This window comes from Streptomyces sp. NPDC048196 (assembly GCF_040652715.1).
Taxonomy (GTDB): domain Bacteria; phylum Actinomycetota; class Actinomycetes; order Streptomycetales; family Streptomycetaceae; genus Streptomyces; species Streptomyces siderophoricus.
Map to the genome: position 1 here is coordinate 114,303 of NZ_JBEZMM010000014.1, position 25,346 is coordinate 139,648.

A 25,346-nucleotide genomic window follows, 5' to 3' on the forward strand; every position below is an offset into this window, starting at 1 on the left:
GGGCCTCCCGGCGGCGCGGTTCAGGCCGGCGGCAGGGCCAGCGAGGCCGTTACCACCACCGGTGTCACCCGGCCCGCCGCGCGCAGTCCGTCGGCGGCCATCTCCACCAGCCAGACCGCGAGGTCCGGCGACCACTCCCGGGTGGTGCAGCCGAACCGGAACGCCTCGCGCATGCCCTCGGTGTGCACCCCGCGCCCGAGGTCGAGGTCCAGGCCGGGCGGGCCGGTCGGGGCGGCGCCGGACGTCCCGGAGTGCGCCCCGGCGGGGGTGACCTCGATCGCCCCCTGTGCCGTCTCCCGCACCGCCTCGGCCACCGCCGCGGCGTCCTCACCGGTCCCCGCGCCCTTCCCGGGGCGGCAGGAGACCGTCACCACGACCTCGTGCCGGGCGTCCGGATCCGCCAGGGCGAACCACGGTGCCAGCTCGGTCTGGTGGAAGGCCGTGTTGCGCCGGGCCGCCGGCAGCGGCAGCAGGGCGTGCAGACCGGTGAAGGTCACGGTGCCCACGCGGGCCAGCGTTTCGGCCAGCACCAGGGCGATCGGCCGGACGGGCAGACCGGGGCGCGGTGGGTCGGTGCGGATCCCGGCCTGCAGCCAGGCCAGTTGGTGCACCCGGCCGTCCGGCGTCCAGTCGCCGCCGACCTCCTCGTGCGCCCATGCGGTGGGCTCGTGCCGGGCGGTGACCCGCCCGTTCTCGGTCAGCCAGCGGCTCACGGTCCCCCAGCCGTAGGCGCCGGCCCGGTCGAGCGCGAGACCGAGTACCTCTTCTTCGACCGAGCCCTCTTCCTCGACCGAGCCCTCTTCCTCGACCGAGCCCTCTTCCTCGACCGAGCCCTCTTCCTCGACCGAGCCCTCGTCCTCGATCGAGACCTCTTCTTCGACCGAGCCCTCGTCCCCGTCCTCGTTCCTGTCTTCGTCCTCGTCGGGTTCCCCTCTGTACTGCGCGATGACGCGGTCGCACCACGGTGCGCGCCGGAGGATGCCGTGCAGGCCGATGATCACGGTGGGGGGAAACACAGGCACTTCGCACTCCCGGAAAGACGGACGGCGCCGGAAGGCTATCTTCCGGCGCCGCCGTCAGCCGTTGCTCACGTACCGCAGAACAGCGTCTGGGTGTCGGTGATCTTCTTGTGCGCGTCGTCGGGGTACCCGATGATGTCGACGTCGATGACGCTCCGGAACGAGTACTTCGCCACCAGGTTCGTGCACTTCCAGGCGGCCGACGCCCGCTTGCCGCTGCCGCCGCCGGAGTAGACGGTCTTGACGCCCTTGTTCAGGGTGTACCAGTGGCCGTTGTTCTTGACCTGGAGCCAGACGGTGACCTTGGCCTTCTTCGCCGGGCCGTTCAGCCGCTTCCACCAGCCGTGGGCGTTGATGGCGCCGCGCACCGTGTGCGAGAAGTGCACCCGGTCGCCCTCGGTCACGAAGGCACCGACGCCGCCGCCGGCCGCCACGCCCGGGCCGTGGCCGTTGCTGTAGGTGCTGCTGGGCGGCTGCATCGGTTCGCGGTCGTCGGCCTGGGCCGGGGCGGTCGCGGCGACGGCCAGCAGGCCGGCCAGCGCAGCGGATGCGGCCCCCGTACGGATGCGCACGTGGATTTCCCCCTTGAGATGCGGTCGTGTCCTACCTGACGCCGCACCCAACCACGCACGCGATCCACCGGCAATTGTCCTCCGGGACAAGGCGGGACAGCGGCCGGTCCGCCGGGTGAGGTGACGTTACGTCAGTCCGGCTCCGGGCCCTGTTCCTTCAGCCACTGGTCCAGTTCGGCCTGGATGCGGCGGTCCATGGCCATGGAGAGCTCGGCCTCGACGACGCCCTTGGAGAGCGGGCGGAGGGCCTCGATGGTGGCGGCCAACTGCTCGACCTCCTCGCCGGTGGGCGGGTCCGCCGCCGTGGCGCGTTCGAGGATGTCGGCGAGCACGTGGGTGCGGATGAGGGTGGTGAAGACGTCGGCGAGGGCGTCGGCGTGGGCGCGCACCTTGCGGCCGGCCTCCAGGACGGCGGCCAGCGGGATGCCCTTGTCGACGAGCTCGGTGGAGGCGTCCAGGAGGCGGCGGCTGATGTGCACGAACTCGTCGCCGTCGACGGCCAGATAGCCGATGTCGAGGGAGGCCGAGAGGTTCTCGGCGGTGATGTCCTCGCTGAAGTGGTCGGCGAGCTGCTCCGGGCGGAGGCGGACCGGGGTCTCCTCGGACCACGGGGGGAGCAACGGGGGCCGCAGGCCGAGGAGTTCGCCGACGTCGCGGCCGGACTCGAAGGCGGCGAGGAGCTCGGCTATCCCGCCGAGGGTGTGGCCGCGCTCCAGCAGGGCGCCGATGGTCTGCAGGCGGGCGAGGTGGTGTTCGTTGTACCAGGCGATCCGGCCCTCGCGGCGGGGTGGCGGGATGAGCTTGCGTTCGCGGTAGAAGCGCAGGGTGCGGACCGTGATGCCGGCCTCCTCGGCCAGCTCGGTCATGCGGAATTCGCGCGCGGGGCGGCGGTCGTCCCCGGGCTCCGCGCGGTCGTCCTTCGGCTTCTCGTTCGCTGCCACGGGAGTCAGCCTATGCCGGAGATGTGACAACGGTCCGGGGTGCAACTGCCGGTAACTTCCTGCCGCCCGCCCCCTACCGCTCGGTACGTGGCTGCCCTACGCTCCCCCTGTGCCCAATCGTGCCAGTGATTGCTGGCGTGATTGACGGGCGGTGTGCGGAACGCCCGTGGCCGCGGTAAGTGTGGGCCGCGGGCAGGCAGGTGGAGCGTCGGACTCGGGAGGCGGCGGATGGCCGGGCGCGAAGAGCAGCACGTGCGGGTGGCGGTGATCGGATCCGGATTCGGTGGTCTGGGGGCGGCGGTACGGCTGCGCCGTCAGGGGATCACCGACTTCGTGGTCCTGGAGCGGGCCGACTCGGTGGGCGGGACCTGGCGGGACAACAGCTATCCGGGGTGCGCGTGCGACGTGCCCTCGCATCTGTACTCGTTCTCCTTCGCGCCCAATCCGGAATGGCCGCGGAATTTCTCCGGACAGCCCCATATCCGGGCGTATCTGGAGCGGGTGACCGACATCTTCGGGCTGCGGCCGCATATCCGCTTCCGCTCCGAGGTGCGGCACCTGCGGTGGAACGGGGACGCGCTGCACTGGGAGATCGAGACGGCGAACGGGAGCCTCACCGCCGATGTGGTGGTGTCGGCCACCGGCCCGCTGTCCGACCCCAAGGTCCCGGACATTCCGGGGCTGGACTCCTTCCCGGGGAAGGTCTTCCACTCCGCGCGCTGGGACCATGAGTACGAGCTGCGCGGCAAGCGCGTCGCCATGATCGGCACGGGCGCCTCGGCGATCCAGATCGTGCCCGCCATCCAGCCGGAGGTTGAGCGGCTGACGCTCTTCCAGCGCACCGCGCCGTGGGTGCTGCCGCGCGCCGACCGCCGGATCAGCGCCGTCGAGAAGTGGCTGCACACCAAGGTCCCGGCGACCCGGGCCGCCCGCCGCCAACTCCTCTGGAGCATCCGGGAGTTGCAGGTCAGCGCGTTCACCAAGCGCCCCGACCAGCTGGGCCTGATCGAGTTCCTGGCCGGGAACCACATGAAGAAGGCGATCAAGGACCCGGCGCTGCGGGCCGCGCTGACGCCCGACTACCGCATCGGCTGCAAGCGGATCCTGCTCTCCAACACGTACTATCCGGCGCTCGCCCGGCCCAATGTGGACCTGGTGACCTCCGGGCTCAAGGAAGTGCGCGGAAACACCCTCATCGGCGCCGACGGAAGCGAGGTCGAGGCCGACGCCATCGTCTTCGGGACCGGATTCCATGTGACGGACATGCCCATCGCCCAGCGGGTGACCGGCGCCAAGGGCACCACACTCGCCGAGGAATGGAAGGACGGCATGGCCTCGCTGCGCGGCGCCAGCGCGGCCGGATTCCCGAATTTCCTCACCATCATCGGGCCCAACACCGGACTCGGGAACAGCTCGATGATCCTGATGATCGAGGCCCAGCTGAATTACCTGGCCGATTACCTCCGGCAGCTGGACCTGCTCGGCGACCGGACCGCGCTGAGCGCCCGCCCGGAGGCGGTGGAGGACTGGAACCGCATGATCCAGGAGAGGATGAAGCGCACCGTGTGGAACACCGGCGGCTGCGACAGCTGGTACCTCGACGCGAACGGGCGGAACACCACCGCCTGGCCCGGGACCACCGGCGAGTTCAAGCGGCTGACCCGACAGGTCGACCTCGCCGAGTACGAGGTGCTGCGCCCCAAGACCGGTACCGCGGCCGGGCCCGTGGGCACCTCCGCCGACGCCCGGGCGGAGGTGGCCGCATGAGCCGCCGGCTCGGCCACGTCACCGGCGGCCCCTACGCGCCGCCGGTCCCGCGCACCACCACCGAGGTCACCTCGGCCGACGGCGCCCGGATCCACGCCGAGACCCACGGCCCCGAGGAGGCCCCCGCCGTGGTGCTGGCCCACGGCTGGACCTGCTCCACCGCCTTCTGGGCCCCGGTCGTCCGCGACCTGGCCACCGACCACAAGGTCGTCCTCTACGACCAGCGGGGCCACGGCCGCTCCCCGGCCACCGGCCCGGCGGGCTACGGCACGACGGCACTCGCCGACGACCTGGTGGCCGTACTGGAGGCGACCCTCGGCCCGGACGAACGCGCCGTGGTCGGCGGCCACTCCATGGGCGGCATGACGATCATGGCCGCCGCCGAGCGCCCGGAACTGCGCGCCCGGGCCGCCGCCGCCCTGCTGTGCAGTACGGGCTGCGCCGGACTGCCCGCCGCGTCCCAGGTGTTCCCGTTCCGCAGCGAGCGCGCCCGGCGTCTCGCCCACCGGCTGCTGCTGGGCTCCCGGTCCCCGCTCGGCCCGGTCTCGCCCCTCACCCGGCGCGCGCTGAAGTACGCCACCATGAGCCCCGAAGCCACCCCCGAGCAGGTCGAGGCGTGCGCCCGCATCGTGCACGCCTGCCCGCCGGCCGTACGGGCCCGCTGGGGCAACGTGCTGTCCGTCCTCGAACTGACCGGTGGTGTCAGCCGGCTGGAGGTGCCGACGGTGGTGCTCGCCGGGTCCGCCGACCGCCTGACCCCGCCGGTGCAGTCCCGCCGGCTGGCCTCCGTGCTCCCGGACTTCCGGGGGCTGACCGAGCTGCCGGGGAAGGGCCATATGACGCCCATCGAGGACCCCGGCGCGGTCGCCGGCCTGTTGCGGGAACTCGTCCGGGACCACCTCCGGCCCACCGCCGACCGGCCCGCGCCGGCGCCCGCCGGCGCCGCCGTCCCCGCCCAGAAGACGCCACAAGAGACCGCGCAGAAGACCGGGCAGGAGTCCGCACAAAAGGCCGCGCAGAAGACCGGGCAGGCAGCCCGGAAGACCGCGCAGGAGAAGGAGAAGAGCGCATGAGCGGGAGCAGGAGCCTGGACGGGCAGGTCGTCGTCGTGACCGGCGCCGCGCGCGGGGTCGGTGCGCTGCTGGCCCGCAAGCTGTCGGCGCGCGGCGCCACGCTGGCGCTGGTCGGCCTGGAACCGGACGAGCTGGCGAAGGTGGCCGCGGGCCTGCACGGCCCGGCGCACCACTGGCACGCCGATGTCACCGACCACGAGGCGATGGCCCGGGTCGCGGAAGGGGTCAAGGAGCGCTTCGGCAAGGTCGACGTGGTCGTCGCCAACGCCGGGGTGGCGACCGGCGGCCCGTTCGTCGACTCCGACCCGGTCTCCTGGAAGCGGGTCATCGAGGTCAACCTCATAGGCGGTGCGGTCACCGGCCGGGCCTTCCTGCCCGTGCTGATGGAGTCCCGCGGCTACTTCCTGCAGATCGCCTCGCTCGCCGCGATCACTCCCGCGCCGATGATGACCGCGTACTGCGCCTCCAAGTCGGGCGTCGAGGCGTTCGCGCACAGCCTGCGCGCCGAGGTCGGCCACAAGGGCGTACGGGTCGGGGTCGGCTATCTGAGCTGGACCGACACCGACATGGTGCGCGGCGCCGACCAGAACGACCTCATGCGCGAACTGCGCGCGCGGATGCCCTGGCCGGCAAACAAGACCTATCCGCTGGGGCCGGCGGTGGACCGGATCGTGGCGGGCGTCGAACGCCGTTCCGTGCACGTCTACGGGCAGTGGTGGCTGCGCGGGATGCAGTCGCTGCGCGGGTACCTGCCCTCGCTCATCGGGTCGGCGGGCCGGCGGGAGATGCGGCGGTTCGGGGACCGGCTGGACGGTATGCGGGTCGGCCTGGTCGGCGCGGGCGGCGAGGCGGACGAGAAGGCCCGCGCCGACCGCTGACCGACCCGCTCCCTTCCTGGCGTTTGTGACGCTGGGTAGTCGAACGTGATCGAAATGCGAGCAATGTCCGGGCGTGTCACTCTTGTCCGGGGCCCTCCCCCTACGCCCCACTAGGAGTGAACAGCATGGGCATCAAGGACCAGTTCCAGGACAAGGCCAACGAGCTCAAGGACCAGGCCCAGAAGGCCATGGGCAGCGCTCGCGACGAGGCGGACGAGCGCGGCCGGCAGGGCCAGGACCGGGCCCGTCAGCGCGGCCAGCAGGGTCGTGAGCGCGGTCAGCAGGAGCGCGGCCAGCAGGGCCGTCGTCCTGCCCCCGACCCGATGGACGAGCTGCACGACGAGCGGGACCGCTTCCAGAGCTGATCCGCAGTCCTGAAGGTCACGCGTGGCGGCGTACGCGCCATGCGTGCGGGGCGCACCCGGTCGACCGGGTGCGCCCCAACTGCATTCCCCCGTTGTTCCCCCGCTGTTCCGTCCCCCCGTTGTTCCCTACAGGGTCAGTTGACGACCTTGAGCCGCGTCGGCCAGCCGCTGCGCGCGGCCTTGGCGAAGAGCTTCTTGATGTCCGTCGGGGTCAGCTTGATGCAGCCCAGCGAGTAGTAGTCGCGGACGCCGTCCCAGCGGTAGGGGCTGTCCTGGCCGGGCTTCCGGGGCCCCTGGGTGCCGTTGACGTTCATCTCGCTGTGCACGAACAGCTCGGTGCGCTTGGTCCGGTGGTTCTTGCACACCTTGTCCTGCACCTGGATCGCATAGCCGTTGATGCCGCTGCGGCCGCCGTTGTGGCGCTTGGTGTGGTTCAGCACCCGGTAGGTGCCGGTGGGCAGCCAGCCCTGCATGCTGGCGCACTCGTTCGTGCCGTTGCGGCCGCCGTTGCCGGAGCCCGCGCGGTACTTGGCGAGCACCTGGTCCTTGGCGTTCGGGATGCTCTTCATCAGGTAGAGCTTGGACTTGCTCGGGTTGCTCCAGTTCTTGTTGAAGTACAGGTACGTCCCGCCGGCCGCGGCCGTGGCGGCCTTCCCGGGCGCCGGGTGGGCGGCCAGCGCGGGGGCGGCCTCGGTGGCCGCGAGGCCGCCGGTGAGGGCCAGTGCGGCGGCGAGCGGAACGATCCGGTGACGGATGCGCATCGAACATCTCCCGTTGGGTGAGCGGTGGTCGGTGGCTGTTGCGGTGTGCCCGGCCGGGACAGGACACGACCTTGCTGGGCCGGCCGGTGTCCGGCAAGGCCCCTTTGGTATCCCGGACAGGCCGCGCGCTGTCCGGGCAGGTCGGACGGGGGGGTGGGACGTATCCGGAAGGGTGAGGGGTGCTGTCCGGGACTGACCGGAGGGGGTGTTGTGGCCGTGGCCGGGCGGCGGTTCAATGACCGGCATGACACGCACGGGGGGAACCGGCGGTGCGGGGCCCGCGACGGCCCACGACCCCGCCGCACTCGTCGCACTGATGCAACGCCTCAAGGACGACAGTGGCCTGACCTACCGTCAGCTGGAGCAGCGGGCGGCGGAGCGCGGCGAGGTGCTCGCCCGCAGCACCCTCGCGGACGTGCTCAACCGGAAGTCCCTGCCGCGGGCCGAGGTGCTCGGCGCGTTCCTGCGGGCGTGCGGCCGCCCCGAGGACGAGGTCGGGGAGTGGCTCGCGGCCCGGCGGCGCATCGAGGAGGGCACGGCGGCCCCGCCCGCCCGCACCGACCCGCCCGCCGTGGGCCGGCGGCGGCTGCTGACCGGCGCCGCGCTGCTGGGCGTCGTACTGCTCGCCGTCGGCATCCCGCTGCTGGCCGGGGACGGCGGCGCGGAGCCCGGCACCCCGCTGCCCACCGGCGAGGTGCGGATCCGCCCGCTGGGGGCGCCCGGACTGTGCCTGACGGACGGGCGGGTGCTGCGGGCGCACGCGTACCGCACGGTCGCGGTGGTGCGCCCCTGCGCGCAGGCGGTGCCCCCGCACACCCGGCTGACGGCGGCCGGCGGCGGTCGCCACCTCGTCCAGTGGTCACACCCGGACGAGGGCACCGGCTGCCTGGTCCTGCTGCGCGCACCGGGCCTGGCCGGGCTGCTGGAGCCGCAGAACGACTGCAGTGCGGGCGGGCCCGCCCAACGGTTCCGGATCGAGCCGGTCGACGGGCGGACCGACGGCGGACGGCCCGCGTACCGGCTGCGGTTGACCGACGGCGACCGGTGCGTCGGCCTCAGCGGCCGGGCGGCGGGCGCCACGGCCGTCGGCGTCCCCTGCCGCACCGGCGCGGACGACCAGACCTTCGCGATCGGCCCGGGGTGACGGGGGCGCCCCACCACACCGGCCGGGGATGACGGGGCGCGCGGCAACCGGCCGGAGAGACCCGGCCCCGCGCCGCCCGCTCAGGCCCCCGCCGCCTCCTCGGCGGCGCCGCCCGCCTCCCGCGGCGGCAGGGCCGGACGCCGCCGGTCCGGTACGTCCGAGAGGTCCGGAGGCGTCGCCGCCGGATGCCGCTCCAGCAGCTCCAGCGCGGTCCGCACCGCCACGCCCAGCGTCGGATGCCGGCCCTCCGCCCAGTGCAGCGGCGAGCGCAGCGCCTCGATGTCCACCTCGACACCGTGGTTCTCCACGCCCCAGCCGTAGAGCCGGAACCACGCCGCGTTCATCGGCACGGTGATCGTGGTGCCGTCCCCGAGCCGGTGCCGGCCGGTCATCCCGACCACCCCGCCCCACGTGCGCATGCCCACCACCGGGCCGATGCCCTGCAGCTTGAAGGCCGCGGTGATCATGTCGCCGTCGGACGAGGTCATCTCGTCGGCGACCGCCACGACCGGGCCGCGCGGGGCGTTGCTGGTGTACGACACCGGCTCGGCGTCCCGGGTCAGGTCCCAGCCCATGATGGTGCGGGTCAGCTTCTCGATCACCAGCTCCGAGATGTTGCCGCCGGCGTTGCCCCGTACGTCCACGATCAGCGCGGGCATCGACATCTCCATCCGCACGTCCCGGTTGAACTGCGCCCAGCCGGAGCCGCCCATGTCGGGGATGTGCAGATAGCCGCACCGGCCGCCGCTCAGCTCCCGCACCACCGCACGGCGTTTGGCGACCCAGTCCTGGTAGCGCAGCGGCCGTTCGTCGACCAGCGGCACCACGGCGACCCGGCGGGCGTGCCCGTTGCCCTCGGCCGGGCAGAAGGTCAGCTCGACGGTGGTGCCGCCGGCCGCGGCCAGCAACGGGCCCGGCCCGGCGACCGGGTCCACCGGCCGCCCGTCGACATGGGTGAGCGCCGCGCCCTCCCGGATGCCCGTACCGGCCAGCGGGGAGCGCGCCTTGGGGTCGGAGGACTCACCGGGCAGGATCCGCTGCACCACCCACCGCCCGTCCCGGCAGACGACGTTGGCGCCGAGCAGACCGATCGCGCGCTGGTAGTGCGGCGGCCCCTCGTTGCGCCGGGCACCGGTGACGTACGCGTGCGAGGTGCCCAGCTCGCCCAGCACCTCACGCAGCAGATCGGCGAACTCGTCCGGGGAGGCGACCCGTTCGACCAGCGGCCGGTACTGCGCGAGCACCGCGTCCCAGTCGATGCCGCACATCCGCGGCTCCCAGAAGTACGCCCGGATGATCCGGCCCGCCTCGTCGTACGCCTGCCGCCACTCCGCGCCCGGGTCGACGTCGTGCAGGATGCGCCGGAGGTCCAGATAGACCATCGAATCGCTGTCCGCCGGCTCGGCCGCCGGGACCGCCCGCAGCTCGCCGTCGTCGTTGACGACCAGCCGGGAGCCGTCGCCGCTGAGCGCGAACTCGTCGATCGCGCTGGTCAGTTCGGTGCGCCGGGCCTTGGTCAGGTCGAAGTGCTCCAGGGTGGGCTTGCCGGAGGTGTTGTCCGGGCTGGCGAAGGTCTCGCCCAGCGCGCCGGAGATCGGCCAGCGCAGCCAGACCAGCCCGCCGCCGCTGACCGGCTCCAGGGAGGAGTACTTGGACGCCGCGACCGGGAACGGCGTGACGCGGTTCTCCAGCCCCTCGACCTCCACCAGCACCGTCCCCTCGCCGGTCGGCGGCGGGCTCTCGTCCGGGTCCAGCCCGCCCGCCGCGGGCCGCCCCTCCGGCGACAGCGCGAACGGCGACGGCGTCGCCGACGACAGCGGCACCAGGTGCGGCCGGCAGCCCAGCGGGAACGACAGGTCGCCGGTGTGCACGTCGTAGACCGGGTCGAAGCCGCGCCAGGACAGGAACGCCAGATAGCGGCCGTCGCGGGTGAACACCGGCTGCTCGTCCTCGAAACGGCCGTTGGTGACGTCCACGACGAGCCGGTCGGAGAGCCGGGCCATCTTGATCATCCGCAGCGAACGGCCGATGCCGGGGTGCGACCAGGTCAGCCAGCGCGAGTCGGGGGAGAAGGCCAGGTCGCGGACCGGGCCGTTGGTGGACCGGATCAGCTCGGTGACCCCGCCCGGACCGGCGGCCTCCTCCTCCGCCGAGCGGTCCTCCTCGGTCGTCTCCTCGTCCGGCCGGGTCACGTCCACCAGCAGCAGCCGGCCGTCGTGGGACGCCACCGCCAGCCGCTCACCGTCCGGCGACGAGGTCATCTCGTGGACCCGGCCCAGCTCACCGGCGGCCAGCCGGCGCGGCCGCCCCGGATCACTGGCCCGCGGCAGATTGGCGATCTCGATGGCGTCCGGGCCCTCGGCGTCGGTGACGTAGGCGATCCGGCCGCTGGAGCCCAGCATCTCGGGCAGCCGGACGCGGATGCCCGGGGTGTCGTGGATCGCCCGGGCCGGGCCGTCGCGGTGGGTGAGCCAGTACAGGCTGCCGCGGACCCCGATCGCGCTGGCCCGCCCGGTGGCGTCCACCGCGAGCGAGGTGACGTGCGAGGCGGCCGGGACCTGGTAGCTGCGCCGCCCGGCCCGCGGCCCGCCCAGCCGCACCGCCAGCTTCCGCGGTACGGCGTCCGGACTCAGGTCCTCGACCAGCCAGAGGTCGCCCGCGCACTGGTAGACGATCCGCTCCCCGTCGGTCGAGGCATGCCGGGCGTAGAAATCGGTGTGATCGCTGTGCCGCCGCAGATCCGTCCCGTCCGCCAGGCACGAATAGACGTTGCCGACGCCCTCATGATCCGACAGGAACGCGATCCGCCCGCCCACGAACATCACCGAGTCCAGATGCCCGTACAGATCCGGCAGCAGCCGGGTCCCGTGCAGCCACATCCGGCCCATCGCCCCACCCCGGTAGCGCTTCCAGGAGGCGGGCTCGTGCGGCGGCTTGCCGGTGAGCAGCAGGGTGCGGCGCTCCCCCTCGACGTCGGCGACCGCGATGTCGGACACCGGCCCCCACGGCAGCTTGCCGCCGGGACTGCCGTCGGTCGGCAGGCTGTAGGCCCACGAGTAGTACGAGAACGGCTGCCCGTGCGAGGACACCGCGAGCACGTGCGCCTGGCCCTCATGATCCGGCGGCGTCCACCCGCACACCCGCGCATCGGTACTGCCCCAGTACGTCAGCCGCCGCGCCGGACCGCCCTCCACCGGCGCGAGATGCACTTCCGGGTCGAGGCTCCGCCACGTCGTGAACGCGATGTGCCGCCCGTCCGGCGAGAACCGCGGATGCCCGACCCGCGTCCGGTCCACGGTCAGCCGCCACGCCCGCCCCGGCTCCTCCCCCTCCGCCGCGATCGGGGCCACCCACACATCGTCCTCGGCGGCGAAGCAGAGCAGATCCCCGTGCAGATGCGGAAACCGCAGGTAAGCCCCGGGCGGCGCCCCCGGCCCAGCCGGCATCCGACGCAGCCGCCCCTCCGTCTCGACGACATCCGTCCCCTGGCGAGGCCCGACGGCCCCGGGTACATCGCTCACGCCCCCATGGTTTCGGGCGGGGGAGTGGGTGGCAACTCGGATGGGTGAGGCCGAGCAGTCAGATCCGGATGACCGGGTGTGTGGAGGTGCGCTGGCGCGCAGGTCGCGCGATGTCGTGTACGGCTGCCTGGAATTTCTTCCTGGTGTCCCAGTCCTGCGCAGCCCTCAGCCTGGCCCCCAGCCTCTGCCAAGCGGCCGCGTACTGAGCGCACAAGGTGCGGGCATCGGACGCGGGCATCTTGGTCACCCCAGCAGCTATGGCGTCGTCGAGGATGGCGCACCATGCGTGACTGCGTCTCAAAGCAGTCTCGGAAAGATTCTCCCTGAGGTCGTCCGTGAGGGAATGCAGCAACTCCGAAAGGCATTTGTGACGCTTCTCCGCGTCGGAGTCGGATTCGTGCAGCATCCCCGGGGGAAAGTCGGACCGGGCCGCAGTGGCTGGATCGCTCTCCTGGACAGCGCCGATGAGAGTGGCCCTGTCCTCCCAGTTGCCCGGGTGCTTCTTCGCGACTTCAAAGAGGTTTTCCCAAACCTTCTCTTCGGCACTCAGCCAGGCTCGGAGGACGCCGACGGAAACAGTTCCGTTCTTGCCGCGCTGCCGCCAAATCTGTTCCATGACGAGGGCGGTCTCGTTCAGGAGGCGGCGTGCATAGCCATCCGTGAGGCAGCGGATCGAGGTGCAGGGGAACGGCCTGTCCAAGGGTGCTGCACTGGGGAAGGTGCGCCGCACGAAATCGGAGAAGGAAGAATGGCGGCGGAGCAAGGACAGATCCGGATCCTCGAACAGTAGCCACGAACGCCCCAGCGTGGTGAAGCCGCTTTCAGCTCGCAGCACCGCTTTTTCCAATTTCTTGACGGCCATATCGGCCAGCTGGTTACGGTTGCATTTCTCAGCCTTGCTCGGTTTTTTGGCCTCGTACCTTTTCATCGCCACGGCGTAGACGCACGCAAAGTTGTAGTAGTCCTGCCATTCGCGCAGGGCGGGAGAAAAGGGCCGCACGCGAGCGCGGAGAGTTTCCGGGGTCAGCCCTTCCCATTCCATCACGTACCTGCGCCGTTCGTAGGCGCGCCAATGGCCCGTCCTCGCACGGTGATCCTCTGGGGCCGGTAGAGGTCCTGCCAGCTCGTTTGCTTGCCAGGCTAGCCGCAAGGGGCCCCAGACATCACGGTTGATCATCAGGCCTACGCGTGTGAGCGAGGGCTGGCAGCGGTTTCGCTGGACGTATGCGGGTGGCCAGACTCTACGGAGCACACGCAGCAGCCCGGAGGGCCAGGCGAGGGGGGAGCAGCGCGCGTGCAAGTGGTCTTTTGTGAGCCGGTACAGCTCCTGCACGGCAGCTCTCTGGAGCACCACGCGGACCTGCCCCTTCTCGACAGCTGAGACATTATCCTGCAGGTGCTCTTCAAGCCATTTCCTGGAGGTCACTTCGACCCCATGCTCGCTGTACTCGGCGGTTTTGCAAGATCCTTCCTGTGCGAGAGCGAAGTCGACAGCGACCGGCCAGTAACGCTCTGCCAGTACGTGCCGCAGGCAGTCCGACATCTGCATGCGTTCGCCGTCAGGAGGAGGCCCTTCCTCGGAATCAACGATCTCCTCCGAGGTCCCCAGGATGATGGCATTGCGGTAGCGGAGGCCAAGCGTCTCCCAGTACGCGCGGGGGCGGAAGAAGTAACGGAATCTTGAAGCGAAAAGTCGCCAGCGAATCCACAGGCGTTTGTTGTACTCGTCTGCGGTCTGGCCATCGAGAGTGAGACCCGACTGGCAGGTTTCCAAAGCATCGACAGGAAGTGCCAGTTTTTCCTGCGCCCCGGCGAACTCCGCTCGTATGTAGGGGTTCTGCGGGTCGAATTTCAGGGCGTCGCCGTAGCGTTTCAGCGCTTGGTCGTAGCGCTGCCGGGCGCTCAGCGACTTCGCCTCTTGGTAGGCGCGGAGCAACTCCGGCGGCAGTTCACGGGCCCACCAGGAACGCCACGGTGGCTGCTTTCCGGCGCGCGTCACCGGCAGCAGCGACGCTTCGACCCAGTAGGCGGCCCGGCATACAGCCTGTTCCCAGTCTCGGCCCCAGACGGTGGTGGCCCGGGCACCGCTGAAGACGTACGCGGTGAGCGTGACGGTGATGCCGTAGGGCTCCGTCCCGTGTTCACGATGCTGGAGGGCGCCGCCGACCCGGTAGGCCAGTTTGGGCCGCAGCCGACTGAGCAGTCGCGGAATGGTGGTGCCAGGCTTATGAAGATCCACATCGCCGAGGAGGTCGAGAAACCCGGTGGGTGGAGCCTCCGCCGGCACCGTAGTGGGCGGATAGAGACTGCTCTCGGACAGCTTCATGCGGAGTCGTGAGGTCAGGTCGTCGACCCGCGGCGGTTTCTTGTCGGCCGTGGCGTCGACGAGCTGCTCCACCTGGACGGGGCCGGGTCGGTATCCCAGCAGGGAGCGGCTGAACCGCCACCATGCGTACAGGGCCAGCAGCACCAGTAGCAGGCCCCCCAATCGCACCCCCGGACTGATCCCCTGGCCGCTGATGAATGCAGCGAGCCCGCTGAAGATGCGGGGAAACGTGCTGACTGCGGTCCAGTGCCAGTTGCTCGCGCCCGCCCACCAACCAAGCGGCAGGACCCCTAGCGTGATCAGGACCGCCGACACCCCCCACGCCACCACCCGCGGAACGAGAAGCGGCGATGTAGGAGTCCGGGAGAGCTTTCCCGGTCGCTTCGCCATGACAGCTGCTCCGGCCGATCTCTTCTTTCCAGTCTCCTCCGGTTGGCAGGGACCCGCCACCGGGCGGGGGGCGGACCACCGGCCGCCTCCGGGGCGTCCGCCCGTCCCGCATTCAAGGCGCTCTTGCGACTTTGTTGCAGTAAGCCTCACCATTGGCTGATTGCAAACCCTTGGCTGGTTGCAGCCTGAAGCGGAGACCCTGAGATGCACGTACCCGATGGATTCATCAATGCGCCGGTGTCGGCGGCGACCGGTGTGGTTGCTGCGGTGGCCGTTGCGGTCAGCCTGCGTGGGGCGCGGCGGGAGCTGGCGGGTGCGGGGCAAGGGGTCGGGGCCGGGGCGGAGCGGACCGCGCCGCTGGCCGGGCTGGTGGCGGCGTTCATCTTTGCCGTGCAGATGCTGAATTTCCCCGTGGCGGCCGGTACGAGCGGGCATCTGCTCGGCGGGGCGCTCGCGGCGATACTCGTCGGGCCGTACACCGGGGTGCTGTGCGTCTCGGTCGTGCTGCTCATGCAGGGTGTGCTCTTCGCGGACGGCGGGCTGACCGCGCTGGGCGTCAACATCAGCGATATGGCGATCGTGACGACCGTGGTCGCCTATGCGGTGTTCCGGCTGCTGGTGAAGGTGCTGCCGCGGCGGCGCAGTTCGGTGACCGTCGCTTCGTTCGTCGGGGCGCTGCTTTCCGTGCCGGCCGCGGCGGTCGCCTTCACCGCGATCTACGCGCTGGGCGGTACCGCTGACGTGCCGATCGGCAAGGTGTTCGCGGCCATGGTCGGGGTGCATGTGCTGATCGGCATCGGCGAGGCGGTCATCACCGCGCTGACGGTCGGTGCGGTGATCGCCGTGCGGCCCGACCTGGTGTACGGGGCGCGGGGTCTGGCCAAGCCGCTGGAGCTGCGGACCTCGCCGCTGGCCGGGGCCGGCAGTGACCCCGTTCCGGCCCCTGCTCCCCACGAGCCCGTCGCGGCCGCCGCCCCGCGCCGTTCCGCCCGCCGCGTCTGGCTGGCCGGGGTCGCCGCCGCGCTGGTGTGCGCGGGTGGCCTCAGCTACTACGCCTCCGCGAGCCCCGACGGTCTGGAGAAGGTCGCCCACGACCAGGGCATCGACGCCAAGGCCAAGGACCACGCCACCAAGGACTCGCCGCTCGCCGACTACAGCGTCAAGGACATCGCCGACCCGCGGCTGGCCGGCGGTCTCGCCGGGGTCATCGGGGTCGGCGCGACCCTGGCCGTCGGCACCGGCGTCTTCGTGGCCGTACGCCGCCGCAGGAACGCCGGGCCGGCCGACAACCCCGTATCGGCCGAGAACGCCGTACCGGCCGCCGAAGGAAGCGGGAACGCCTGACATGGGGGCCGGCCACGCGCACAAGCTCTACCGGCACGGGCACTCACCGGTGCACGCGCTGCCCGCACACTGCAAGATCGCCGCGGTGTTCGGCTTCGTCCTGATCGTCGTCTCCACCCCGCGCGAGACGGTCTGGGCCTTCGGGCTCTACGCACTGCTGATCGCGGCCGCCGCCGTCGCGGCCCGGGTCCCGGCCGGCTTCCTGCTCAAGCGGCTGCTGATCGAGGTGCCGTTCGTCGCCTTCGCCGTGCTGATGCCGTTCGTGGCCGAGGGGCCGCGCCTGCACGCCCTCGGGATGAGCCTGAGCGAGTCCGGTCTCTGGGGCGCCTGGAACGTCCTGGCCAAGGGCACGCTGGGCGTCGCCGCGTCCGTGCTGCTCGCGGCCACCACCGAACTGCGCGAACTCCTCCTCGGCCTGCAGCGCCTGCGGATGCCGCCGCTGCTCGTCCAGATCGCCTCCTTCATGATCCGCTACGGCGACGTGATCACCGACGAGATGCGGCGGATGCGGATCGCCCGCCTCTCCCGCGGCTTCGAGGCCCGCGGCGTACGCCACTGGGGCGTGCTCGCCAAGTCCGCCGGAGCACTGTTCATCCGCTCCTACGAGCGCGGCGAACGGGTCCACCTCGCCATGGTCAGCCGCGGCTACACCGGCACCATGCCCGTCATCGACGCCACCACCGCCACCCGCACACAATGGACCCGCGCGGCCGCCCTCCCCCTGGCCGCGCTCGCCGTCTGCCTCCTGGGATGGACCCTTTGAGCACCGCAACACCCGCCGCCGCGCCCGCCCCCTCGCTCGCCGTCTCCGGCCTCGCCTACGCCTACCCCGACGGCCACCAGGCGCTGTTCGGCGTCGACCTGACCGTCGCCCGCGGCGAACGCGTCGCCCTGCTCGGCCCCAACGGCGCCGGCAAGACCACCCTCGTCCTGCACCTCAACGGCATCCTCGAAGCCGGCGCCGGCAGCGTCGCGGTGGCCGGACTGCCGGTCGCCAAGCAGCACCTCGCGGAGATCCGCCGCCGGGTCGGCATCGTCTTCCAGGACCCCGACGACCAGCTGTTCATGCCCACCGTCCGCGAGGACGTCGCCTTCGGCCCGGCCGCCGCGGGCCTGCGCGGCGCCGCCCTCGACGCCCGGGTCACCGAGGCGCTCGACCGCGTCGGCATGGCCGACTTCGCCGACCGCCCGCCGCACCACCTCTCCTTCGGCCAGCGCCGCCGGGTGGCCGTCGCCACCGTCCTGGCCATGCGCCCGGAAATCCTCGTCCTGGACGAGCCGTCCTCCAACCTCGATCCGGCCTCCCGCCGCGAACTCGCCGACATCCTCCGGTCGTTGGACGTCACCGTGCTGATGGTCACCCACGACCTGCCGTACGCGCTGGAGCTGTGCCCGCGGTCCGTCGTGCTCTCCGGTGGCGTACTGGTCGCCGACGGCACCACCCAGGAGCTGCTGTGCGACGACGAGCTGATGCGCACCCACCGCCTGGAGCTCCCCTTCGGCTTCGACCCCCGCTCGGTCACCGTCCCGCAGTGAGGACGCCCGCCCGCAGCGATGACGCCCCCGTCCCGCAGTGAGGACGCCCGTCCCGCAGTGGGGCCCCGGCCCACCGCCCACCCCGCCGCTCCCGTGTGACGAACGCCACGGCCCGAGGCCCTGGTCATCAGCACCGATCCGCGCGTTGCACCATTGATGGGTCACGAAAGCGACGGATGAGTGGGAAGCGGGAATCAGTGGTGGACGTCCAGGGCACGGTCGAGGACGGCTTCGAGCCGGTCCGGGACGCCTTCATGGCCAACTTCGCGCGACGCGGAGAGCGGGGGGCGGCGGTCGCCGTCTACCGGCACGGGCAGAAGGTCGTCGACCTGTGGGGCGGTACGAAGGACGGTGACGGCGCGCCGGACGGCACGGCCGCACCCTGGGAGGCCGGCACCGCCCAGGTGATCCGCTCCGCGACCAAGGGCATCGCCGCCGTCGTCCCGCTGCTGCTGCACCAGCGCGGACAGCTCGACCTGGACGCGCCCGTCGGTACGTACTGGCCCGAGTTCAAGGCCGCCGGCAAGGAACGCGTCCTCGTCCGCCACCTCCTCTCCCACCGCGCCGGACTGCCCGTCCTCGACACCCCGCTCACCCCCGCCCAGGCCCTCGACGGCACCAGCGGCCCCACCGCGGTCGCCGCCCAGGCACCCGCCTGGGAGCCGGGCACGGACCACGGTTACCACGCCCAGACCTATAGCTGGCTGCTCGGCGAACTGGTGCTGCGGGTCACCGGCCGCACCCTCGGCACCTGGGTCGCCGAGGAGATATCCGGGCCGCTCGGCCTGGACCTGTGGATCGGCCTGCCGGACGCGGAACAGTCCCGGGTCGGCCGGCTGGCCCCCGTTACGCCCCCGGCGCCGCCCGCCGCCCACGGCCTCCGCGTCCGCCCCAAGCGGACCGTCGCGGCGGCGTACGAGGACCCGACCTCCCTCACGAGCCGCGCCTTCGCGGCGATCTCGCCGGGTCCCGACGAGAACGACCCCGCCTTCCGCGCCGCCGAACTGCCCGCCTCGGCGGGCGTCGCCACGGCCCGCGCGCTGGCCCGCTGCTACGCCGCGCTGATCGGCGCGGTCGACGGGCACCCGCGGCTCTTCGCCCCCGCGACCCTGACCCTCGCCCGCACGGAGGAGTCCGCGGGCCTCGACCGCACGCTGCTGGTCTCCACCCGCTTCGGCCTCGGCTTCATGCTCCACGGCCCGGCCTCGCCGCTGCTCTCGCCCGGCTCCTTCGGCCACCCCGGCCGCGGCGGCGCCCTGGCCTGCGCGGACCCCGAGACCGGCGTCGCCTTCGGCTACGTGACGAACGGGATGCAACGGAATGTCACGGCGGACCCCCGTGCGCAGGCGCTGCTGCGAGCCGTATCCCACGTTGTCGGCTAGCCCGCCGCGGGCGTTGCTGTTTTTCGCCTTCGGCGGGGGTGGGGTTTAGGGCCGGGGGCGCTCGGTTTCGTTGCCGTTTCGGGTGTGGCCCTCCGGGGCGGGTTTTCGGACGTAAAGCGAAGCAGTCCACACAACGGGCGCTGGAGGGCCGAACCCGGCACCCACCACTCACCAGGCGCCCCGGCCCTAAACCCACCCCCGCCGAAGGCGGGAAAAAGACAGCCACCCCCACGGCGGGCCAGCCGAAAACGTGCGGCGAGTCTCAGCCCGCGTAAAGCATCAGGCCGATCCCCACCACCATCAGCCCCGCGGCAGCGATCCGTGGGGTGCCGAACCGTTCCTTGAAGAACAGGGCGCCGATCGCCGCGCCGACGATGATGGAGGACTCGCGGAGGGCGGCGATGGGGGCGAGGGGGGCGCGCGTCTGGGCCCACAGGACCAGGCCGTAGGCGAGGACGGAGAGGACCCCGCCGGCCAGGCCACGGGCCGCGAACGGGCGGAGGGCGGTGAGGAGTTGGCCCCGGTGGACGGCGAGGGCCCAGAGGGGGATCACGAGGCCTTCGAGGATCATCAGCCAGGCGATGTAGCCCAGCGGCGTGCCGGCGGCGCGGACGCCGAGGCCGTCGACGGTGGTGTAGGAGGCGATGGACAGGCCGGTGGCGAGGGCCGCGATGATGGCCGGCCAGTGCGGCCGGGTGCCGGCGGCGCGGACGCCCCAGAGGGCCACGCCGACCAGGCCCGTCGAGGCGAGGGCGACGCCCGCGAGGGCCCAGGGGCCGGGGGTCTCGTGGACGAAGACGGCCGCCAGGACGGTGACGACGAGCGGGGCGCTGCCGCGGGCGATGGGGTACATCTGCCCGAAGTCGCCCAGCTTGAATGACCGCATGAGCAGGGCCTGGTAGACGATGTGCAGGACGGCGGAGCCCAGGAGGTAGGGCCAGGCGCCGGTGGCCGGCAGCGGGGTGGCGAAGGCCAGGACCGCGCCGCAGAGGGCGCCACCGCCGCCGACGAGCGTGAAGGCGAGGAGCTGGTCGCGTATGCCGTGGGCGATCGCGTTCCAGCTGGCGTGCGTCACGGCGGCCGCGAGGACGGCCGCGACGACCAGCGGGGTCACGAGGAACGCTCGCGCACGTCCACGACCCTGCCCTGCGCGTGCTCGATCAGCGTCGTGGGAGCGAGCGGGAAGACCGTGTGCGGGGTGCCGGCGGCGGCCCAGACCTCGTCGTGGGCGAGCAGCCCGCGGTCGGCCAGGACGCGGGTGCGGACGCGGTGGCCGAAGGGCGGTACGCCGCCGATCGCGTAGCCGGTGGTCTCGCGGACCAGGGCGGCGTCGGCGCGGGTGACCTTCGTGGCCTGCAGCTCCGCACGGACGCGCTGCACGTCGACGCGGGAGGCGCCGTCCATCAGGACCAGGACCGGTACGCCGCCCCCGAGTTCTCGGCCTTGGTCGGACAGGGGGGAGCCCCATGCGGTGAAGATCAGCGACTTCACGATCTGGGCCAGCTCGCAGCCGATGGCCGCGGCGGCGTCGGCGGCGGTGCGGGTGCCCTCGGGGAAGCTGCGGACCGGCACGGTGAGGCCGAGGTCGGCGAGCGCCTGGGCGAAGCGTGGGTGGGCGGGGGAGGGCGAGGGGGAGGGGGCGTCGGACGGGGAAAGCGACATGGCCCGCACGCTAGCGAAAGCTGTACGGGCCATGCGACCGGGTTCCGGTGTGTGAGAGGGGCGCCCACGAGGAGCATGCACCAGGGGCGCCCACGAGGAGCGCCCCTGGCGGCTCAGCCGGCGGTGAGGATCGAGCGGACCACCGGGCCCGCGTTGGAGCCGCCGTGGCCGCTGGCCGGGACGACGGCCGCCGCGGCCAGGTCGTCGCGGTACGCGGTGAACCAGGCGTTCGGCTTCTTCTGGTTGTCGACCTCGGCGGAGCCGGTCTTGGCGCCGATGTCACCGCTGACCCCGGACATCGCCTCGGCGGCCGTACCGGAGGTCGCGGTCAGCTTCATCAGCGACTTCAGGCCGGACTGGGTGGACGGCTTCAGGGCGCGGGCGGCCTTGGCGAAGGTCCGGTTGTCCAGCGACGGCGCGACGATGTACGGCTGGTGGAAGGAGCCGGCGTGGACCGTGGCGGCGAACGTGGCGACGTTGAGCGGGTTCATCCGCACGCCGCCCTGCCCGATCAGTGAGGCCGCCATCTGCGCGTCGTGCTGCACCGGCACCGCGCCGTCGAAGGTGGGGATGCCGGTCTGCCAGTTCAGGCCGATGCCGAAGACGTCCCGCGCCTCGTTCGTCAGGTCGTCGTCCTTGAGCTTCGGCGCGAGCGAGATGAAGGCGTTGTTGCAGGACGCGGCGAAGCTCTGCGCGAAGGTGCCGTTCTTGATCTCGGACTTGCCGTCGTTCTGGAACTTCCAGCCGCCGACCGTGAAGTACTTGGGGCACGGGTGCTTCTTGCCGGGCGAGGTCAGGCCCTTGTCCAGGAACATCGCCGACGTGATGATCTTCATCGTCGAGCCGGGGGCCAGCGACCCCTGGGTGGCCATGTTGAAGCCCTTCGCCGGGGAGTTGGCGAGCGCCAGGATCTCACCCGTACTGGGCTTGACCGCGGCCGCCGAGGCGGACTTCTTGCCGCGGATCGCCTTCTCGGCCGCCGCCTGGAGCTTGGCGTCCAGGGTGGTCTTCAACGTGCCGGGGGTGCCCTTGGAGAGCACCTTCAGGGTCTTGTCGGGCTGCTGGTCGGCCGGCTTGGCCGCCTTGGCGCGCTTGATGTACAGCTCCACGCCGGGCTTGCCGCCGGTCTTGGCGCCGTACCTGTCGCGCAGGCTCGCGAGGATCCCGGTCAGCGTGGGGTGCGCCTCGGGGGTCAGCTCGACCCCGTTGCGGTCCACGGCCTTGATCGGCGGCGCCTCGGCCTCGCCGGTCCGCAGCTCGTCGCCCTTGGCCAGGCCCGGGTACAGCACGGCCGGCTGCCAGGCGACCACCGGCTTGCCGGTGGCCTTGTCCCGGTGGAGGGTCGCCGAGCCGCGGTACGAGTACGGCGCCTTGGTGCCCTTGTAGTCGATCTGCGCGGCGACGGTGTACGGGATCTTGTCGCCGGCGGGGGTGCCGGGCGTCACCGTCACCTTGGAGAACCCGGCCCGCTTGGCGAAGGTCGCGAGCGCCGCCTTGGCGGTGTCCGGGCTGTCGGTCAGCTTCGCGGCCTTGGCCGCGTCGCCGGACTGCCAGGCGGTCAGGAACTCCTGGCCGGCCGTCTGCACCTCCTTGGCGGAGAGCGGGCCGGTCGGCACCTTGGGCGCGTTGTCACCGGCCGCGGCGTCCGCGGAGCGGACCTCCTGCGGCGTCGCGTCGTCCGATCCGCCGAACAGCGTGAAGCCGCCCACGACTCCCGCCACCAGGGCCACCGATCCGCCGATCAGCCCGTACTTCACCTCACGGCGCATGCCACCGATTCCCTCCCTGGAGCCTCGTCCTTGAATACGCACACAAGAACGTGCCACGCACTCTAAGGGACACGGGAAGAGCACCGAGTCTCGATCCGGGCACGGTCCGGTGACGCGCTGTTGTAAGCCTGTGACGGAATCGTCGAATTCCGGCGGCGGCTCACACCCAGCTGTCGAACCACATCCGGTGGTGCCAGGCGCTCTTCGGGATCGGCAGACCCGTATAGAGCGGATAGAAGTAGATGAAGTTCCAGATGATGAGGAGGACCAGGACGCCGGCCCCTACGGCGCCGATGGTCCGGCGGCGCTCCGTCGCCCCCGGCGGGCCGAGGATCGCGCCGATCATCATGGCCAGCGCCAGGCACAAGAACGGCACGAAGACGACGGCGTAGAAGAGGAAGATCGTGCGTTCCTGGTACAGGAACCAGGGGAGGTAGCCGGCGGCGACCCCGCAGGCGATCGCGCCGGCCCGCCAGTCCCGCTTGAACAGCCAGCGGTACAGGACGTAGAGCAGCGCGAAGCAGGACGCCCACCACAGCAGCGGGGTGCCCAGCGCCAGGACCTCGCGGGCGCAGCCCTCGGCCGCGGTGCAGCCGTCCTGCCCGAATTTGGGGTCCTCGTAGAAGTACGACACCGGGCGGCCCAGGATCAGCCAGCTCCAGGGGTTGGACTGGTAGGTGTGCGGGGTGGTCAGTCCGGTGTGGAAGGCGTAGACCTCGGTCTGGTAGTGCCACAGGCTGCGCAGCCAGTCCGGCAGCCAGGTCCAGCCGGCCGCCCGGCCGTCCGGGGTGGTGGCCCAGTCGCGGTAGTAGCCGCCCTTGGTGACGATCCAGCCGGTCCAGGACGCGAGGTAGGTGGCCAGGGCGACGACGACGGTGGAGCCGAAGGCGGCCAGCACGTCGCGGCGCAGCGCCGAGCGGAACGGGCGCCGGGCGCCGGCCGTGCGGCGGGCCGCGACGTCCCAGAGGAACGACATCAGGGCGAACGCCGCGAGGAAGTACAGACCGTTCCATTTGGTGGCCGAGGCCAGGCCCAGGCAGAGACCGGCCGCGATCCGCCACGGTCGCCACCCCAGCCGGAGCCGGTCGCCGACGCCCGCGTCCGGGCGGGCCACCCCGTCCGGGCTCACCGGAAGCGCCGCCGCGAGCCGGGCGCGGGTGCGGTCCCGGTCCACCAGCAGGCAGCCGAACGCCGCCACCACCCAGAACATCACGATCAGGTCGAGCAGCGCGGTACGGCTCATCACGAAGTGCAGCCCGTCCACCGCCAGCAGCGTCCCGGCCAGGCAGCCCAGCGCCGTGGACCGCATCAGCCGCCGCCCGATCCGGCAGATCAGCAGCACCGACAGGGTGCCGAGCAGCGCCACCATGAACCGCCAGCCGAAGGGGTTCATCCCCAGCGCCCACTCGCCGACCGCGATCAGCCACTTGCCCGCCGGGGGGTGGACGACGTACGAGTGCTCCGGCGAGAGCAGGATCTGCGGCGGATGGGCCACCAGCGCGTCATTGGCGTTCTTGGCCCAGGTGCCCTCGTAGCCGTACTGGAGCAGCGACCAGGCGTCCTTCGGGTAGTACGTCTCGTCGAATATCACCTTCCGCGGGCTGCCGAGGTGCCAGAACCGCAGGACCCCCGCGAACAGCGCCACCAGCAGCGGGCCGCCCCAGCCCGACCAGCGGGCCAGCCGGGCCGCCGCGTCCGGACCGGCGCCGAACACCGCCCACAGCCGGCCGCCCGCCCGCGGGTACGCGGGCACCAGCCGGGTCCGGACGTCGGCCGGCGGCGCGGCCGGATATCCGAATCGGCGCAGCCGCCGCTGCCAGACGGGGGGCTGCCGGGCCGGCTCCGGAGCGGCGTGCGCGGCGGCGTCGGTCGCGGTGGTGTCACTCGTCACCCGGCCCATCGTAGGGAAGCGGCCTGTGGACCGGTGGGGAGCGCCACCGGCGGATGCCCGGCGGGCCGGGGCGGGCCGGGGCGGGTCGGCGGGCCGGCGGTGTGCTGGGAGGATGGGCGGGTGACTGGAGTGCTGGTACTTGCAGGGACGCCCATCGGCGACATCGCGGACGCGCCGCCGCGGCTCGCCGCCGAACTGGCCGCCGCAGAGGTGATCGCCGCCGAGGACACCCGGCGGCTGCGCCGGCTGACCCAGGCGCTGGACGTGACGCCCACCGGCCGGATCGTGTCGTACTTCGAGGGCAACGAGGCGGCCCGCACGCCGGAGCTCGCCGACGCGCTGGCCGGCGGCGCCCGGGTGCTGCTGGTCACCGACGCCGGCATGCCGTCGGTCTCCGACCCCGGCTACCGGCTGGTGGCGGCGGCCGTCGAGCGCGGGATCAAGGTCACCGCCGTACCCGGCCCGAGCGCGGTGCTCACCGCGCTGGCCGTCTCCGGTCTGCCGGTGGACCGCTTCTGCTTCGAGGGTTTCCCGCCGCGCAAGGCCGGCGAACGGCGCTCCCGGCTGCGCGAGGTCGCCGACGAGCGGCGCACCCTGGTGTATTTCGAGGCGCCGCACCGGCTCGACGACACCCTCGCCGCGATGGCCGAGGTCTTCGGCCCGGACCGCCGGGCCGCGGTCTGCCGCGAGCTGACCAAGACGTACGAGGAGGTCAAGCGCGGGACGCTGGGCGAGCTGGCGACCTGGGCGGCCGAGGGCGTACGGGGCGAGATCACCATCGTCGTCGAGGGCGCCCCGGAGAGCGGTCCGCAGGAGCTGGCACCCGAGGAACTGGTGCGCCGGGTGCGGGTCCGCGAGGAGGCGGGGGAGCGGCGCAAGGAGGCCATCGCGGCGGTCGCGGCGGAGGCGGGGCTGCCCAAGCGGGAGGTCTTCGACGCGGTGGTCGCGGCGAAGAACGCGGAGAAGGCGGGCTGAGAAGCCGGTCCCGGCGGGCGTCCCGGGGCT

The 25,346-nt window shown here is 72.2% G+C and carries 20 protein-coding genes; 10 read left to right on the top strand and 10 right to left on the bottom strand.

Annotated features, from left to right (window positions below):
• Positions 1-20 precede the first annotated feature (20 nt).
• The 3 genes from AB0E02_RS17150 to AB0E02_RS17160 all read right to left on the bottom strand — a co-directional run bounded on the left by AB0E02_RS17150 (position 21) and on the right by AB0E02_RS17160 (position 2,457).
• Positions 21-1,022 (bottom strand): hypothetical protein, encoded by a 1,002-nt coding sequence (locus AB0E02_RS17150; RefSeq protein ID WP_362139955.1) that lies wholly within the window; start codon positions 1,020-1,022, stop codon positions 21-23.
• 65 nt (positions 1,023-1,087) lie between these two features.
• Entirely contained in the window at positions 1,088-1,591 is a 504-nt protein-coding gene (locus AB0E02_RS17155; RefSeq protein WP_201803536.1) for a hypothetical protein, read from the bottom strand.
• Between the two features lie 131 nt (positions 1,592-1,722).
• Positions 1,723-2,457: a MerR family transcriptional regulator gene (locus AB0E02_RS17160; RefSeq protein ID WP_362140066.1), complete on the bottom strand. Its 735-nt coding sequence runs from the start codon at positions 2,455-2,457 to the stop codon at positions 1,723-1,725.
• A 303-nt stretch (positions 2,458-2,760) separates the two neighbouring features.
• Between AB0E02_RS17160 and AB0E02_RS17165 the strand changes: the two genes are divergently transcribed.
• The 4 genes from AB0E02_RS17165 (at position 2,761) to AB0E02_RS17180 (ending at position 6,615) form a co-directional block, all read left to right on the top strand.
• The gene (locus AB0E02_RS17165) at positions 2,761-4,299 is read left to right on the top strand and encodes an NAD(P)/FAD-dependent oxidoreductase (protein ID WP_362139958.1); all 1,539 of its coding nucleotides are present in this window, start codon (positions 2,761-2,763) and stop codon (positions 4,297-4,299) included.
• Positions 4,296-5,372: an alpha/beta hydrolase gene (locus AB0E02_RS17170; RefSeq protein WP_362139961.1), complete on the top strand. Its 1,077-nt coding sequence runs from the start codon at positions 4,296-4,298 to the stop codon at positions 5,370-5,372. Before AB0E02_RS17165 ends, AB0E02_RS17170 begins: the two co-directional genes overlap by 4 nt.
• Positions 5,369-6,250 (top strand): SDR family oxidoreductase, encoded by an 882-nt coding sequence (locus tag AB0E02_RS17175; protein WP_362139963.1) that lies wholly within the window; start codon positions 5,369-5,371, stop codon positions 6,248-6,250. The genes AB0E02_RS17170 and AB0E02_RS17175 overlap by 4 nt, the downstream gene beginning before the upstream one ends.
• Positions 6,251-6,375: 125 nt before the next feature.
• Positions 6,376-6,615, top strand: a complete 240-nt coding sequence (locus AB0E02_RS17180) for a hypothetical protein (RefSeq protein WP_030413406.1) — start codon at positions 6,376-6,378, stop codon at positions 6,613-6,615.
• Between the two features lie 134 nt (positions 6,616-6,749).
• Here the strand turns inward: AB0E02_RS17180 and AB0E02_RS17185 are convergent, their stop codons facing one another.
• Entirely contained in the window at positions 6,750-7,376 is a 627-nt protein-coding gene (locus AB0E02_RS17185) for a L,D-transpeptidase (protein WP_362139966.1), read from the bottom strand.
• Between the two features lie 244 nt (positions 7,377-7,620).
• On the opposite strand from AB0E02_RS17185, the gene AB0E02_RS17190 reads away from it, so the two are divergent.
• Positions 7,621-8,520, top strand: coding sequence for a helix-turn-helix domain-containing protein (locus tag AB0E02_RS17190; protein ID WP_362139969.1), 900 nt, complete (start codon positions 7,621-7,623; stop codon positions 8,518-8,520).
• A gap of 80 nt (positions 8,521-8,600) precedes the next feature.
• Here the strand turns inward: AB0E02_RS17190 and AB0E02_RS17195 are convergent, their stop codons facing one another.
• Both AB0E02_RS17195 and AB0E02_RS17200 read right to left on the bottom strand, forming a co-directional pair.
• The gene (locus AB0E02_RS17195) at positions 8,601-11,966 is read right to left on the bottom strand and encodes a S41 family peptidase (protein WP_362140069.1); all 3,366 of its coding nucleotides are present in this window, start codon (positions 11,964-11,966) and stop codon (positions 8,601-8,603) included.
• Between the two features lie 133 nt (positions 11,967-12,099).
• The gene (locus AB0E02_RS17200; protein ID WP_362139972.1) at positions 12,100-14,757 is read right to left on the bottom strand and encodes a hypothetical protein; all 2,658 of its coding nucleotides are present in this window, start codon (positions 14,755-14,757) and stop codon (positions 12,100-12,102) included.
• A gap of 204 nt (positions 14,758-14,961) precedes the next feature.
• On the opposite strand from AB0E02_RS17200, the gene AB0E02_RS17205 reads away from it, so the two are divergent.
• From AB0E02_RS17205 to AB0E02_RS17220, 4 genes are all read left to right on the top strand, one after another.
• Positions 14,962-16,101, top strand: coding sequence for an energy-coupling factor ABC transporter permease (locus tag AB0E02_RS17205; RefSeq protein ID WP_362139974.1), 1,140 nt, complete (start codon positions 14,962-14,964; stop codon positions 16,099-16,101).
• 1 nt (position 16,102) lies between these two features.
• On the top strand, positions 16,103-16,864 hold the full coding sequence (cbiQ, locus tag AB0E02_RS17210) for a cobalt ECF transporter T component CbiQ (protein ID WP_362139976.1): 762 nt from the start codon (positions 16,103-16,105) through the stop codon (positions 16,862-16,864).
• Positions 16,852-17,637 (top strand): ABC transporter ATP-binding protein, encoded by a 786-nt coding sequence (locus AB0E02_RS17215; RefSeq protein WP_362139979.1) that lies wholly within the window; start codon positions 16,852-16,854, stop codon positions 17,635-17,637. Before cbiQ ends, AB0E02_RS17215 begins: the two co-directional genes overlap by 13 nt.
• 176 nt (positions 17,638-17,813) lie before the next feature.
• The gene (locus tag AB0E02_RS17220) at positions 17,814-19,019 is read left to right on the top strand and encodes a serine hydrolase domain-containing protein (protein ID WP_362139982.1); all 1,206 of its coding nucleotides are present in this window, start codon (positions 17,814-17,816) and stop codon (positions 19,017-19,019) included.
• A 262-nt stretch (positions 19,020-19,281) separates the two neighbouring features.
• Here the strand turns inward: AB0E02_RS17220 and AB0E02_RS17225 are convergent, their stop codons facing one another.
• The 4 genes from AB0E02_RS17225 to AB0E02_RS17240 all read right to left on the bottom strand — a co-directional run bounded on the left by AB0E02_RS17225 (position 19,282) and on the right by AB0E02_RS17240 (position 24,350).
• Complete coding sequence (locus tag AB0E02_RS17225; protein ID WP_362139984.1) at positions 19,282-20,133, bottom strand: DMT family transporter; 852 nt, start codon at positions 20,131-20,133, stop codon at positions 19,282-19,284.
• The gene (locus AB0E02_RS17230) at positions 20,130-20,681 is read right to left on the bottom strand and encodes a YbaK/EbsC family protein (protein WP_362139986.1); all 552 of its coding nucleotides are present in this window, start codon (positions 20,679-20,681) and stop codon (positions 20,130-20,132) included. Before AB0E02_RS17230 ends, AB0E02_RS17225 begins: the two co-directional genes overlap by 4 nt.
• Positions 20,682-20,794: 113 nt before the next feature.
• The gene (locus AB0E02_RS17235; RefSeq protein WP_362139989.1) at positions 20,795-22,450 is read right to left on the bottom strand and encodes a penicillin-binding transpeptidase domain-containing protein; all 1,656 of its coding nucleotides are present in this window, start codon (positions 22,448-22,450) and stop codon (positions 20,795-20,797) included.
• 160 nt (positions 22,451-22,610) lie between these two features.
• A complete protein-coding gene (locus AB0E02_RS17240; protein WP_362139991.1) occupies positions 22,611-24,350 on the bottom strand; it encodes a phospholipid carrier-dependent glycosyltransferase in 1,740 nt (579 codons plus the stop codon).
• A gap of 111 nt (positions 24,351-24,461) precedes the next feature.
• Between AB0E02_RS17240 and rsmI the strand changes: the two genes are divergently transcribed.
• Positions 24,462-25,316 carry a 16S rRNA (cytidine(1402)-2'-O)-methyltransferase gene (gene rsmI / locus AB0E02_RS17245; RefSeq protein WP_362139994.1) on the top strand — a complete coding sequence of 285 codons (855 nt, stop codon included), beginning with the start codon at positions 24,462-24,464 and terminating at the stop codon, positions 25,314-25,316.
• The last annotated feature ends 30 nt before the right edge of the window (positions 25,317-25,346 follow it).